The sequence below is a fragment of the Pseudoalteromonas sp. 20-92 genome, assembly GCF_030847595.1.
GTDB lineage: Bacteria > Pseudomonadota > Gammaproteobacteria > Enterobacterales > Alteromonadaceae > Pseudoalteromonas > Pseudoalteromonas fuliginea.
In genome coordinates this window covers 51,028-66,180 of record NZ_JANJGQ010000023.1, presented here as the reverse complement: position 1 = coordinate 66,180, position 15,153 = coordinate 51,028, and the positions used below count along the sequence as shown (strand labels likewise).

Genomic DNA, 15,153 nt, shown 5'->3' with positions numbered 1-15,153 from the left:
TGGTAATACTCAAAAACTATAAGTAGCGGAAGCTTTTAAATAAAAGGGGGTAATAGCAACTAACTCAACAAGCTCTAATATTCTCATTATAATTGCCCTTTCGTTTACGATATTCGTTAGGAATACCGCCGACAATATCTTTAAACACACGATTAAACGTAGCAAGAGAAGAAAAACCACTTTCAAGTGCAATGCTCAAAATACTCCACTCTTTGGCTTGTTCACTTGCTAATAATGTCTTCGCATAATTTACACGGTATTGGTTAATAAACAGATTAAAGTTGGCTACTTTGTAGTGATAGCGAATTGCTCTACTAATTTTGTATTCCGGCACTTTGAGCGCTTGTGCAAAATCTGAAATTTTAACGCTAGTTTGTAAAAATAACTGCTGCTCGTTCATCAGTTCAGCAATACCTCCTATTAATTCTGGGGGCACTTGCTGTTGGTGATGAACACTATCGCAACACTCTTTTACATCATCAGTATCAAAAACAGTCTTGCTCTTACTATTGTGATGTAACTTTTGCTTATTAGTAGTAATTGCTTGAAGCAGCATAACTCCCTGCGTTGCAAATACAATTAAAAGTGCAGACGAAGTTATGATAATGGGGTTATACAGCTCAATTTCAGCCGCACTAAAAATAAACTTAGGAAAAATACTTGCATTAAACACAGCTAAAACCCAAGCGCTCCCAAAGATGACTGATTGCATTTTTTGTGACTGTGTTTTTTTACTATAACCTCTAAACGCCTCCCAAAAAGAAAGCGCAAGGATACTTGATGAAAGCAATATGGTGACCTCATTCACCACTTGCTTTAAGCGCCACATTATATCACTGGTAGGTAAAGGCTGAGGATCAAGGTTCACTAAGTAGTGCCATGTTTGATTAAACATGATCAAGCCGGCAATGGTTGCAGCAAAAGCCACATGCCTGCGGGAAATTGGCGAATGCTCACGAAATAACGTTCTTGCAATCAGCCATGAAACATTACATGTTGCGCAAGTGAACAACCCGATTAGATATTGATACGCGCCAATACTTTGCGCACTGAGCTTTTGTGCTGCCACCATACAAAGGGAGCCACAAAATATCACAAATAAATAATGAACCAGCTGCTTATCTTTTTTCAGCGCATTTAAAAACATTAACCCCATGCAAACAAAAAGAAGAAGATAATAAGGGGAATAATTTTGCATAATAGCGTGCTCTTAAAATGACGTTTTAACCAATAACGTGGCCTGAATTACATGGTACAAATTAACATGCATGTTGGCAAAAAAACTTTGTTAGTGAATGTGCCACTCCCGGGCAACGAGTTTGTAAAATTTAGCTTGCCTGTAACTTACATGCAAAAAGCCAAAGGCCCTTATAAAGTTATCGAAAATCATTAAGTCACCACGCTTGAAAAAACCTATAAAGCAGTTTCGTACGGCGAGCTTAAAAATAGTATTGCGGTAAATGGCGGCGGTGGTTACTTGTCTAACGAAATATCGTATCGGAGTATTCGCCTGCGCGATGCGCTTAATTCAAGTATACCTACAGGACATATTCATACCCCACGCATACAACAATTCGAACCTGAAACAGAAGCTAAAATAGTAAAACAAATAAAGGCAATGCTAGAACAAAGCTTAGTCGCGCTATAGTTTAAAACTACCGATTAAAACGTATGAAAGAAGGGCAATTACATTGCCCTTCTTAGCTTCTTTATCAAATTATTTTTTAAGGGGGTTACTACTTTTTCTTAATCTTAAAAGTAAAAAGAAAGACCTGACCCTACCGATTTTTATAAATCTAGACCAAGTGTGTTAGGTCAGGTTCGAATCCTTATATTTTCTAAAGTGATCGCGTAATCTCGTCACTACTGTTAACAACCTGCAAAGCTGCGCTTGTTATAAATCCGCCAGCATCGTCAAAGTTGATACGTATCCAATTGTTTCCTTGTAGTAGATCATGTGACACAGGAATTTCAATTACGCCAAAGAAACTTGCGCGTCCGTTGCGAGTTTTACCTTGTTTCTGGTCATACCCTCTGAAGTCAGTTGGCACTTCAACTGGTACGTTATTCACATTTACTATCGGTGTGAGCGATTTACCGTGCTCCCGACCAATACCTAATCGTAAAACGGCTTCGCCTTGTGCTCCTACCTCCACATCTTTAATATTAAAATAGATATCCACGTTCGCTTTTATAGGCTGCTTATAGGTAGTGGCATAATATTTGTTTTGTTGATTCACCTTATCGATGTTAATTTTATTGTGGTAAGTAATTGTCATGATTTGGGTGCTTTCTTTCGGTAAAGAAACCGTTTTAGGTACCGATGACATTGTTTTAGTAGCCAATTTTGCATGGTTGTTATTATCATAAGACAAGGTTTTCACTTGGACTGATTTGATAGTATTTCCATCGTTCCCAAGTGCTTTTAATGCAACATCAGTATCTTGAAACTCTAAACTCGTCATTATGATATGTGCTTTATTATTCTGTACATATGCATCGACCATGATATCAAGATCAGATGCCCAACTGTCCACATGTATACCTTTAACTTCAGACCACAATTGGAAGAACTTTACTAAGTCAGTGTAGATCCAATCGGTTCCTGTTTGTCCTGCATTTTCAAATTGTTGTCTCATTAATCTATTTTCATAAGGGTAGCCGGTGTCACTATGACGACCCCATTCAGCTTTCACGGGAATAAAAGGAATTGCTTTAGCTATAACGTCAGGACGTTCTAGAAAATGAGTTAATAGTGCATTATAACCGCGTAACTTTTCAGCATCTCTTACTTGTGACCATGGTTTGTTTCGCAAAGCATGTACTGACGCACCATATTCTGAAATTAATAATGGTTTAGTACGACCGAATTTAATATTTGAATATTGCTCTAGCATATCGAGTGTTGCTTCGACATTACTGCCTCGTCGATATTCCTCTCCTCGAGGATGAGTTGGAAAGTCATACAGATGAATAGAAAATACGTCCATATCGGCACCTGCCGTATCGATGAACAATTTGTCATTACTTTCCCAGCGTTCAAAATTATCCCAATCATAGTTAGGAAAGGCAACGGTATAGCCTGCAACGTTGATATTTTTGTTTAATGTTTGATTATTAGTTTTACGAATTTCTTGCGCGACACTTTTATGGTATTTGAAGATCTCAGCTATAGGTGCCTTATCACGTCCGTTTTTAGGCGCAATATTTAGGTCATACAAAGGTTCATTTACAACTTCTAAATAAGCAGGTTTAGGCGCTCCTACAGCTGTGTTCGTTTGCGCAAAATATTTTTGTAAAAACTGTCCCATGTAATGGCCTGTAGCGGTACCAATAGGCTCTTGGTTAGTGTTTTTTTGTGAGAATGCCCAATTACTATTACCAATATTAGTGCCGTCAGGATAATAAGGGTGTACTTGCCCACCAACAACCATATCTTTAGATCTATTTTTAAAGCGTCTGGCGTTAACAAACCGAGTAGCGTTACCGTTTTCAAAGGAATTAATTGCAGCATTGCCCTTCGTAGTTAAAACAGATTCATCAATAAAGCCTAAACGATTACTATCTTGTTTTTGAGAAAATAATTGATTTTTCATGTATCCCGTATCACGGCCAAAATAAACATCATAACCATTAATAAAGCTACCAATTAGGTCTGATTTGGCGTTATTACCTTTGTTATCATGATCCCATTCATTTTCTGTTGGGGCCGAATGCAATGAGATGAATTTTTCACGGTTAAAGCGCTCAATATTACCTATACGATGTTTAGTGTCTAAATTAACATCAACAGAAACTTTATTTTCCGCAGCATGAACAATGCTAAAACTGTTGGAAGTCGTTGTAAGCAAAAGCGTTACAGCTACTTTTTGTAGAGACCATTTCTTATTATATTTTGTTATCATTATAAATTTCACCTTATCATTACTTATTTCAATAACTTATAAAATGTCGCATTTATCATTTTACGTTGTAAAAACGTGAAATTTAGCATTTCGCAATCAGCAATCAGCAATCAGCAAAAATTGACACTAAATAAAAAGATTTAAATGATGTGTTTAAGTAAAATATCCATGTTGCCATTTTTTTTCATAATAACGCCCAAAAATTATTATTAATGGCCACAGACTAGCGATAAATTACTCACCCATTACCTCTGTGATTTTGGTTAATTATCATTCGCATCCAAACAATACACTTCCAAACGCGTTATTGTCAACAATTAACAAATAGATTTGAAAATAGCAATATATACTTACTCTCTTTTGTATTTGTAATACTATAAAATCTCATTGTGTTTATTAGATCTAAAGCCAAACAGTTCAAATTTTTATTTCACTTTAAATAGTGAGAAATGCAAAGCGAGGCAAAGAGTTAAATCATAACTTTATAAATAAAAAAATTTGACCATATCATTTTTAACTATTAACTTATTTGGATCACTTAAAGTTTTTGAAATCGCCGATTAGAATGACGACTTGCCCGCTAGTACGCACTTAATAATGTAGACATGGTAGTAACCGTAAGTATGGGCAGAACAGAATTTGATTTAGAGCGTTTCCCAGGTAAACGCCGCAGTGTAACCGCCCCCGATAATGCCAATATTGTGTATGGCGGAACGCAAACAAGCCCAGTGATACCAAAGCTTAATGGCCGACCACTCCCGGGCAACGAGTTTGTAAAATTTAGCTTGCCAGTAAATTACATGCAAAAAGCTAAAGGCTCTTATAAAGTTATCGACAATCATGAAGTCACCACGCTTGAAAAAACCTATAAAGCCGGTTCGTACGGCGAACTTAAAAATAGTATTGCTGTAAATGGCGGCGGCGGTGGTTACCTGTCTAACGAAATAGCGTACCGGAGTATTCGCCTGCGCGATGTGCTTAATTCAAGTATACCTACAGGGCATATTCATACTCCACGAATACAACAATTCGAACCTGAAACAGAAGCTAAAATAGTAAAACAAATAAAGGCAATGCTAGAGCAAAGCTTAGTAGCGCTATAGTTTATAGCTACCAATTTCAGCACATAATAAAGGGGGCAATAACATTGCCCCCTTTTTCTATTTACAGTCTTCTCGGTTTTTATTTAAACCATTAAATGAGCTGTATGACTTGCTAATTCAATTGAGAATTTAGCCAGTTGAGAAAGTTTAATCAGCATTTTTTTCAAAATAGCACGAATCCCACGGTAACTAAAATCTATAAGCTTACTTGCTGGTAAGCCACAAAAAACATACATATGGCCTACTATACCTTTCACTTCTGCAGCATAAGCTCGCGAGGTTTCTACTTCATTCGCTAAATAAGACGCAATGGCATCATAAACAGTTAATAAACCTGTAACACTAACTTGTAGTGCACTAATCGCACCTATTTTATTTAAAAAATCAAGAAGTGCTGCACCTATTTTCCTGGCCCAAAGAGCATTGAAACTAGCTTGATGACGTTTTTCAAATTCAAGACGAGTGGCTTCTTGGTAGCGTAATTCGAATCCCTTTTGTATATCTTCATAAGTTTTATATTTTGATGCCGTATTCAAATACCCTGGTGTTGGATTAGACATACTATGCGCCCCTGGTGATATTGAAGGGGATGAATTTAAAATATATTCATAAGTAGTGTGTACAAAAGGCCACACAGGTACCATTGGTACAGGATCACCAGCATGCAAACAGCGGTAAACCCCCTGTAAAGCATTTTGTGTATGGTTTGCAAAATTCGATAGCCCAACTCGCGGAGCACCAAAAGTATAGAGTTTAACAGGTACTTTGAAGCGTTGTTTCAACCAGTTTGCAGCTAAATTAGCTAATGCGCCACCTAAACTGTGGCCAACAACATGAACAGGAGCTGTAGGATTATTCGAAAAATACTGTTCTAACTGTGATTTGAGCGAGTTAAATGTTTGATTGAATCCTGCATGTACACTTTGGTTATTGGGACCAGTGGAAACACCACAATGTAGATCAGTAATACAATCGCGCATTTTTGCTGTTCCTCTAAGCGCTAGTACATAATGCCCCTTAAACGCGTTAGTTTTCCCCTTAGCAATACAACCAAAAGGTGTACGATGACGGAAAACTCTTTCTAGGATAGATCCACTTATGCCCTTTACTGAATCACTATCAAAATCAAAGTGCCTCGATAAAGCTCCATAATAAGCAGAGCCCTCGACACCATCAGTTGTGTCAGTTGAATATGATATAGCAGCAAATCTAGCTGCTAATGAAGGAGTTAAAACTTGCATCATAATTATTTCCTTATATTTTTATTTAACATAATCGTTAGTTAGATTTAGGTGTTCATCAACATCAATAACTTCAAAGTCTTTATCCCAACGACAAATTGAAGTTCCCTCTAAGCTCATTTCTTCTCGATTACTAGAAAAGCTAAATAAAATGGCCTCATTATTAATATCAGCGTTAAGGCAACTTAATTTATTGTTAAATTCATCAATAGGGTTTTTCCCTATTAATGTCGCTCGCCAAATAATAAATTTTTTTCTATTAATAGTCGTGGTAATGTATTGATTAGTAAATATTTCTTTGAATGGTATGCTGGGTTCATCGGAACGAATCGTTTTTTCAGGAAATCTAAAACTACCATCGGGGTCTGTATAAACAAAATCTCTACGTGGTTTACCATCTGAAAAGCTAAGACTACGTAAAATCAATTGATTGCCAATTGGCTCACCATTATTTTTTAAACACCCGAATACTTCAGGAGATAGGTGTACTTTATCTGCACCAAATTTATCAAAAAAAGGTTGGATTTTCGCGCTGAAGTTTTGAATTTTGTCGATGACTGACACAATAACCTCTTGGAATATGATTGTTTTAGGAGGAATAATGTGTAATTTATTATGAAGATTACCCACAGTCCTTGTCGATATTAAAATATTTTATAGGGTATTAAATAATATGCAATTAATTTCTCAGCTACTCTTTGGTAAAATAAATTAGTGCAAAATTTTAGCTTTGAACTGTCGGAAAACGCCAAGCAACGCATAGTAAAAACCAGTAACTACGACGACCGAGAGCTCTACTACACAAAAAAAAGGGTTAAATCCTGAGGGTTCCTAATGAGTAACCCCTTTAACAGCGCAGTGTGTAAACACAGTCTGAACTGGACTGACATTGGTACTAAAAGATGACTGAGGCGAAAGCCAAGGGCCTTAATTAATCATCAATGATGCTTAATTAAAACGCTTAAACTCATATGGCGCTCTTTATTCAAGCCATGGTGAATATTCGCACCAATCGACGACATTACTAGTTAAGTATTCATATTTAAATTGAGTTTAAATAATAAGAACACTTGGTTTTTGAATAAAAAGATCAAGAAAACACAGCTGCCTGCTTGACCGGAATTTTCTAATGGGTGACCCCTTCCTTCTCTTTGATGTATGAAGTAAAGATTTGACCCCTTTCCCTCTCTTTTTCACGTAACAATTCACTAATTTTCTTTTTGTTTTTCAAATGTATATACTATATGGTAATAGCTTATTGTCTATAATATGGTTCGTATATTAAATGGATGTAGATAAAAAGAAGTTTTATGATGTTGCAATGAGAATGCAAGCTAACTCTTCAATATTATTTTCTAATGATTGCAATAACAGTAATCACGGAAGTGTATATTTAGCTGGGTATGTTTTAGAAGCTTATATTAAAGTGCTATTACTCAATTATGGTGAAACTCGTTTTTATGGCCATGTTGGTGAAACTAAATTTTTAGAAAAATTTAAGCGAATTACATCTGTTCATCCTGAAATTGCAGATATATTACATGAAAGCAATCCTCTTTACCCAGAAGCCCTACTTGTAGGTCAAGATGGTGCTGATGACAAGTCAAGTTGGGATGTTAATCATAGATATAGTGTCAATATATGGAGTGATATGGATTTCTGTCAGAGGGTTCAGAAAGAGATACTCCAGTTAAAAACAGCTTTAATAGAACTTAGAATTCAAGGGGTATTATCATGAAATTATTAAATATTATAAAAAAGATACAAGAGTGCATTCAAAAGTATCCCGATATCAATTATAGGATTATAAACAATACAATTGGTAAAAATGTAATATTACTAAGCCTAAATGATAAGAACCTAATTAATGAATTGAAAAAGTCTTTTAATAAGCACATTCAAGAAATTATTATTGAAACAGACGAAGATGAGTTTTTAATTAATGAAATTAAGTCTATTTGTAACGAAAACCAAATAGTCCATAGAAATGTTAGTTATATTAAATGGCACAGAAAAGCCACAGTTAAAAGCTTTGATAATGTAATTGCAGGATATTCATTTAAAGGAGGGATGGGGAGAAGCTCGACTATTGCTTATTTGTCATATTATTACTATTTGATAGGAAAGAAAGTAGCCGTATTAGATTGTGACTTTGAAGCTCCTGGTATTGCGAGTATGTTTTTCGAACGCTCTGAGCGAAACGGAAAGTCAGGGATTTTAGATTACTTAGTTGATTTGAACATGGAAGATGAACCCAAACTAAATGATTATTTTATCCAAAGCGAAGTTAGTAACAGCTCTGGTAATCTGTACATTTTTCCATCAGGTATAAATAGTGACACTACAAGTTACATTGATAAAATCTCAAAGATTGATTTTAATTCTACTAACTATAGTAATAGCTTTATAAAATTACTGAACCATATTAACAGCACTCTAAAACCAGACGTTATTTTTATAGATTTACGTGCAGGCATCAATGAATCAAATGGATTAGTATTGAATGATATATCTGGTACCAATCTGCTGTTTTTTAACAGCGAAGAGCAAAATGAAGATGGCTTAAACGTAGTACTAAATTCTATTGGTAATTATGAAAATAATTTTATTATGAATAGTACTATACGATTTTCTAGTTCAGATGTTAGAAGTATTAAAGAAAAAGCACTCTCAAATTATTTAAGTGATAATTTTAAGGCCTTTCCAAAAGATCATATAATTCCGATTCCTTTCCACCCTATTTTGTTAGAAAGTAACATAGATGACTTTAAAAACTTTGTTTCCACTCAATTCGAAATATCTAAAGCAAAGAAGGATACTTACCTTTCCAGTTTGATTAATGTCATTGGAGATAGATTAAATTTAAAAAACAATGGATTATCTTTAATTAAAAAAAATGATGAAGTCATAGATGAAGTCAATTTAGATCCTATTTTTAAAAAGCTCGAAAATGTATTCTCCCGTCTTACTGGAACTGAACAGTTTAAAAATGATGATGATAGTAAGTTTTTCTATTTGAAAGAAGATTTATCCAAAATTGTAAATGAGCAAATATTTTTAATTTTAGGTGCTAAAGGTAGTGGGAAATCAACCCTTTTTGAAATGTTTACTAAACCTCATCAAGCTATTTTAAAAAAACTAAACACTAAAAATAATTCATACATAGCAGGATTTTCAAAACCTATCCTAAATGACCTTACCCAAGATCATTTGTCGTTAATTTTACAAAAGTCAGTAAACAAAATACTTGATATCAAACGCTTTTGGAAATGTTTAACATTATTCCAACTAGAAAATCAATTACAGACAACAAGTAAATACTTTAATGATATTAACAACATAGTAGAAAGTTTCAATACTCCAGAGACAGGTATATCTGTTGATGAAAGATTAAAGTCAATAAATATAGAATTATATCAATCAGACAAATCAATTACATTAGTATACGATGAGCTTGATATTGGTTTTTCAGATACCGAATATCGACAAATATTTATTACAGCTTTAGTTTCATACTGGCAGGATAATATTTATAAATTTAGTCAAATAAGATCAAAAATATTACTACGAAATGATATATTTTCAACATTATCAATTGAAAATAAAACACACTTAGATTTAAATAAATATGAGCTGCAGTGGAGTGAAAAAGAGATTTTATCTTTGATACTTAATACGTTTATTTCTGCTTTATCATGGGATGAGTTAGAAGCTATTAATCTATCCGGTATCGTTAAAACTAAAAACCCAGTCAAAAATGAAGTCCTTGATGATATTGATGAAATTAGAGCTGCGATGTATCTAATATTTGATCGGAAATTAGCTGGAAATAGACCATCTATGGATAAATGGATAATGACCCGCCTTGCTGATGCTCAAGGATTAATTACTCCAAGAGTAATATATAAATTTATGTCTGAAAGTATAAAACATGAAAGAGCTTTGAGTCACCGTACAAATAAAAAACATCTGCTTACATCTTTCTCTAAAAATAATACCAGCATACTTAAAAAGGTATCAGAACATAAGCTTGTCGAATATAGGGCAGAGTACCCAGAATGCGTAGATTTATTTGTAAATATACAAAAAATAGGCCAAAGAACATTCAGTTTTGAAGAGTTTAAAAAATCTTACCAAACCCCTAATAAAGCATCAACAGAAACAGTGCTAAAAGGTTTAAACATGTTGATTAATAGTGGTTTTATTTTAATTAGTGATGAAAGGTTAAAGAAATATCAAGTTGCATACGTATACTTATATGCTTTAGGTTTAAAAATTAATCGAAGTAATACAGGTAAAAAACGTAAAAAATAATTCACTTTATGTCTACTTAGAAGTACGTTAAAACGGACTTACTTCTTACCAAGGTCAAACACCAATTACACGTTTAACACCCTTCCCCGTCATCACGCCCTGAAAATAAGCAATTGATGAGTAATATCGCGCATGGATGTGCGGTAAGGCGAAACTAGGCCATGGATGGCCTATCTTCGCCGTTTACGTTCACATCAACTGTGTTTTGAAGGGAATAGCGTGATGCTCGGGTGCGCTGAGAGTGTCCAGAGAGGGACCAGCGGCAGCCCCTCTTTGGCTGCCGTCGCCAGCGCGACAAACCTTGAATAAGGTTTTTAATCTTTAGAAAGTACCAAACGTATTCGCGTTATCTGTGATGATAACCTCAAACACCTATTTAAATACTTATTCGGGCTGCCGCCCGCGCGCCAGCAAGCTAAACGCCTACAATAAATAACACATACTCTTGGCTTTTGAGCGAGTAAGTATATTTGTGATTTGTTGGGTTTCGTTTCACTCAACCTAGAGGAAATACAGAGGGTCAGTCTTGCTTCTTGCCAAGACCAAACACTAACCTCACGTTTAACACCCTCCCCCGTCATCACGCCCTGAAAATAAGCAATTGATGAGTAATGTCGCGCATGGATGCGCGATAAGGCGAAACTAGGCCATGGATGGCCTATCTTCGCCGTTTACGTTCACATCGATTGTGGTTTGAAGGATTAAGCGTGATGCTCGGGTGCGCTGAGAGATGACGAATAACCGAAGCGCAGCTTCGCAGTATGAGGAAGTGAAGGCATGGATGCCGACAGTAACCCAGCTTCAAGGATGAATTACTTGCAGCAGCGTTAAGTTTGAAAATCTATAGCCCCTCTTTGGCTGCTGTCGCCAGCGCGACAAAACCTTGAATAAGGTTTCTAATCCCTCAATGAGCCAAAAGGAAACAAAGTATGCGCCTTCAATAATTAAACACCTTTTGGGCTGGGCCCAACACGCCAGCAAGCTGTGCGTCTACAATGTTTAAACACACACAAAAAAGCCGCTACATTGCTGCAACGGCTTTTTCAATTTTATAAATTCCCAATCTTTAATTGGAAATTTTAAAAATTATCAATCTCTATATGTCTCAACCGCTGGGCATGAACATACTAAGTTACGGTCGCCGTACACGTCATCAATACGTGTAACGGTTGGCCAAAACTTGTTTTTAGCCACTGCAGGCACTGGGAATGCAGCGTAAAAACGGTCGTACGCGCGGTCCCATTCGTTACCTAACACGTCGCCTTGTGTATGCGGTGCAAATACTAGCGGGTTGTTTTCGATTGACCATTCGCCAGAGATTACTTTTTCAATTTCGCCTTTAATTGACACCATTGCTTCGATAAAGCGGTCAATCTCACCTTTTGATTCAGACTCAGTTGGCTCAATCATTAATGTACCAGCTACTGGGAACGACATAGTTGGTGAATGGAAGCCGTAGTCTTGCAAGCGCTTAGCTACGTCCATTTCTGTAATGCCTGATAGCTCTTTAAGCGGACGCAGGTCAACAATACATTCGTGAGCAACACGGTTGTTACGGCCACGGTATAAAATTGGGAAGTGCTTGCTTAGCTCATGCGTTAAGTAGTTAGCATTAACAATTGCCATTTCAGTGGCTTGTTTTAAGCCCTCTGAACCCATCATGGTGATGTAAGCCCATGAAATAGGTAAAATAGCAGCTGAGCCGTAAGGCGCTGCCGATACCGCACCGTTACCGATGTTAGTACCTGGTACGTTAATTACGCTATGGTTTGGCATAAACGGCGCAAGGTGTGATTTAACACCAATTGGGCCAACACCTGGACCACCGCCACCGTGTGGAATACAAAACGTTTTATGCAAGTTTAAGTGCGATACGTCTGAGCCAATAAAGCCTGGGCTTGTTACACCAACTTGCGCGTTCATGTTTGCGCCGTCCATGTAAACTTGGCCGCCGTGCTCATGAATAATGTCGCAAATTTCGCGAATTGTTTCTTCGTATACGCCATGCGTAGACGGGTATGTGATCATGATGCACGATAAGTTTTCAGACACTTCCTCAGCTTTCGCTTTAAGGTCTGCCATGTCTACGTTACCGTTTTTGTCGCAGTTAACTACCACAATTTTCATGCTCGCCATTTGCGCTGATGCAGGGTTAGTACCGTGCGCAGAGCTTGGTATTAAACATACATTACGGTGTGCGTCGCCGCGTGACTCGTGGTATTTACGAATCGCGATTAAGCCTGCGTATTCACCTTGTGCACCAGAGTTTGGCTGTAGTGATACTGCATCGTAACCGGTAATGTTTACTAGCCAATCGTGTAGCTCGCCAATCATTATTTGGTAACCCTCTGCTTGATCTAGCGGGCAGAATGGGTGAAGGTTTGCAAACTCAGGCCACGTAATTGGGATCATCTCAGCAGTCGCGTTTAGTTTCATGGTACATGAGCCTAACGAGATCATTGAGTGATTAAGCGATAAGTCTTTGCTTTCTAGTCGCTTAATGTAGCGAAGCATGTCTGTTTCGCTGTGGTAGCTGTTAAAGTTTGGATGCGTTAGTACTTCGTCGTCACGTACTAAACTTGCAGGAATTGACTCGCTGCCATTTGCTTCAACGTCGGCTGCAATAGCGTCAACACTTAGGCCATGGCCTTCGCCTAAAATAATATCAAATAACTCAGTAATATCGGCGCGTGTTGTTGTCTCTGATATCGAAATTGAGTACTCGCCTTCGTGGTTTGTTGCAAAGTTTACGCCTTTTGCAATTGCACGTGCTGTTACGTCGTTTTTGTTGTCGCTTACTACTGTTAGCGTATCAAACCAAGTACTGTGCTTAAGTGCAATGCCTTTAGCTTTAAGGCCACTTGCTAAAATATCAGCAAAGCGATGTATACGCTGCGCGATAGTTTTTAAGCCTTGTGGGCCGTGGTACACCGCGTAAAACGCAGCCATGTTGGCAAGTAATACTTGCGCTGTACAAATGTTTGAGTTGGCTTTGTCGCGGCGAATGTGTTGTTCGCGCGTTTGCATTGCCATACGTAGTGCGTCGTTACCTAAACGGTCTTTAGATACACCAATAATACGACCTGGTAATGAACGTTTGTATGCGTCACGTGTTGCAAAAAATGCAGCATGAGGACCACCGTAACCCATAGGTACGCCAAAACGTTGAGCCGAACCAAGTACTACGTCTGCGCCTAGTTTACCCGGTGCTTTTAACAGTAATAAACTCATTATGTCGGCAGCAACACAGGCAATGGCCTTTTTGCTTTGTACGCCAGCAATTAGGTCAGTTATGTCTACCACTTCGCCTGATGTAGTTGGGTATTGGAACAATGCGCCAAAAATGTCGTGGTTAACGGCATCTTCTGCTTTACCGACAATTATTTCAAAACCAAACTGCTCGGCACGCGTTGTTACTACGTCGATTGTTTGTGTGTGTACGTCGTCAGCGATAAAGAAGGCATTGGCTTTTTTAGCTTTTGATACGCGTTTTGCAAGGCCCATAGCCTCTGCAGCCGCTGTTGATTCGTCAAGTAGTGATGCGCTTGCTAAATCAAGACCGGTTAAATCTAGGGTCATAGTTTGGAAGTTTAATAATGATTCTAAACGCCCTTGAGCAATCTCTGGCTGATACGGTGTGTACGCTGTATACCAACCTGGATTTTCTAGTACGTTACGTAAAATTACGTGCGGTACGTTAGTTGGGTGGTAGCCTTGGCCAATGTACGATTTGAAAACTTTATTCTTGCTTGCTACTGATTTTAGGTAGCTTAGTGTTTCAACTTCAGTACGACTTTCGCCAACTGTTAATGGCTGCTCTAAGCGAATGCTTGCAGGTACAGTTTGGTCAATGAGCTCTTGCACACTCGATACTTCTAAAGCACTTAGCATATCGCTTACTTGTGCTGGGCTTGGCCCAATATGGCGGCGAATAAAATCTTGCTTTTGCTCTAGTTCTTCAAGAGATTTGGCGTTTGACATGAATCCAGATTCCTATGATCCTAAATGCTAATGGGTAACTAGCATTAATTAAAATATTTGACGATTTAACAGCTCACTCAGTATGGGGTTGTGCGCTGTAAAATCATAAAAGCCCCATTTTTATACATTAAACGGGGCTTTTAGTTATCTACAAAAAATGATTATTCTTCGTCGATAGTGTGCGAGTAACCTTCAGCGTCTAATAAGTTGTCTAGCTCAGACTCGTCAGATGCTTTAATACGGAATAACCAACCGTCGCCGTAAGCGTCGTTGTTTACTGTTTCAGGTGAATCTTCAAGTTCTTCGTTAATAGCAACAATTTCGCCACTGATAGGTGCGTAAATGTCTGATGCTGCTTTAACAGACTCTGCTACTGCACAGTCTTCGCCGGCGTCTACTTCGTCGCCAACTTCTGGTAATTCAACAAATACCATGTCGCCAAGAAGTTCTTGTGCATGCTCAGAAATACCAACAGTAAATGTACCGTCGCCCTCGTTACGAACCCACTCGTGTGAAGGTGCGTATTTTAACTCGCTAGGAATGTTGCTCATTTTATTTGTCCTTTGGTTTATATTGGGAGGATACCAATCAAAATAATGATTGTGATTG

8 protein-coding genes and 2 pseudogenes are annotated in these 15,153 nt (G+C 37.5%); 4 read left to right on the top strand and 6 right to left on the bottom strand.

Going from position 1 to position 15,153, the window contains the following annotated elements; translation table 11 throughout:
- Nucleotides 1-64: 64 nt before the first annotated feature.
- A complete protein-coding gene (locus NRL14_RS16910) occupies nucleotides 65-1,072 on the bottom strand; it encodes an AraC family transcriptional regulator (protein ID WP_306725186.1) in 1,008 nt (335 codons plus the stop codon).
- 228 nt (nucleotides 1,073-1,300) lie between these two features.
- Here NRL14_RS16910 and NRL14_RS16905 point away from each other — a divergent pair.
- Nucleotides 1,301-1,648, top strand: a pseudogene (locus NRL14_RS16905) (hypothetical protein); the annotation flags it as partial.
- A 190-nt stretch (nucleotides 1,649-1,838) separates the two neighbouring features.
- Here the strand turns inward: NRL14_RS16905 and NRL14_RS16900 are convergent.
- Nucleotides 1,839-3,905 carry a hypothetical protein gene (locus NRL14_RS16900; RefSeq protein ID WP_306725185.1) on the bottom strand — a complete coding sequence of 689 codons (2,067 nt, stop codon included), beginning with the start codon at nucleotides 3,903-3,905 and terminating at the stop codon, nucleotides 1,839-1,841.
- A 584-nt stretch (nucleotides 3,906-4,489) separates the two neighbouring features.
- Here NRL14_RS16900 and NRL14_RS16895 point away from each other — a divergent pair.
- Nucleotides 4,490-5,008 (top strand): annotated as a pseudogene (locus tag NRL14_RS16895) (hypothetical protein); the annotation flags it as partial.
- An 83-nt stretch (nucleotides 5,009-5,091) separates the two neighbouring features.
- Here NRL14_RS16895 and NRL14_RS16890 read toward each other — a convergent pair.
- Both NRL14_RS16890 and NRL14_RS16885 read right to left on the bottom strand, forming a co-directional pair.
- The gene (locus NRL14_RS16890; RefSeq protein WP_306725184.1) at nucleotides 5,092-6,252 is read right to left on the bottom strand and encodes a lipase family protein; all 1,161 of its coding nucleotides are present in this window, start codon (nucleotides 6,250-6,252) and stop codon (nucleotides 5,092-5,094) included.
- An 18-nt stretch (nucleotides 6,253-6,270) separates the two neighbouring features.
- The gene (locus tag NRL14_RS16885; RefSeq protein WP_306725183.1) at nucleotides 6,271-6,813 is read right to left on the bottom strand and encodes a DUF6795 domain-containing protein; all 543 of its coding nucleotides are present in this window, start codon (nucleotides 6,811-6,813) and stop codon (nucleotides 6,271-6,273) included.
- A gap of 721 nt (nucleotides 6,814-7,534) precedes the next feature.
- On the opposite strand from NRL14_RS16885, the gene NRL14_RS16880 reads away from it, so the two are divergent.
- Nucleotides 7,535-7,987 carry a hypothetical protein gene (locus NRL14_RS16880; RefSeq protein ID WP_306725182.1) on the top strand — a complete coding sequence of 151 codons (453 nt, stop codon included), beginning with the start codon at nucleotides 7,535-7,537 and terminating at the stop codon, nucleotides 7,985-7,987.
- Nucleotides 7,984-10,563 carry a P-loop ATPase, Sll1717 family gene (locus tag NRL14_RS16875; protein WP_306725181.1) on the top strand — a complete coding sequence of 860 codons (2,580 nt, stop codon included), beginning with the start codon at nucleotides 7,984-7,986 and terminating at the stop codon, nucleotides 10,561-10,563. The genes NRL14_RS16880 and NRL14_RS16875 overlap by 4 nt, the downstream gene beginning before the upstream one ends.
- Nucleotides 10,564-11,652: 1,089 nt before the next feature.
- On the opposite strand, the gene gcvP is transcribed toward NRL14_RS16875, so the two are convergent.
- The gene (gene gcvP / locus NRL14_RS16870; protein ID WP_306725180.1) at nucleotides 11,653-14,544 is read right to left on the bottom strand and encodes an aminomethyl-transferring glycine dehydrogenase; all 2,892 of its coding nucleotides are present in this window, start codon (nucleotides 14,542-14,544) and stop codon (nucleotides 11,653-11,655) included.
- Between the two features lie 161 nt (nucleotides 14,545-14,705).
- The gene (gene gcvH, locus NRL14_RS16865) at nucleotides 14,706-15,095 is read right to left on the bottom strand and encodes a glycine cleavage system protein GcvH (protein ID WP_002958029.1); all 390 of its coding nucleotides are present in this window, start codon (nucleotides 15,093-15,095) and stop codon (nucleotides 14,706-14,708) included.
- Between the last annotated feature and the right edge of the window lie 58 nt (nucleotides 15,096-15,153).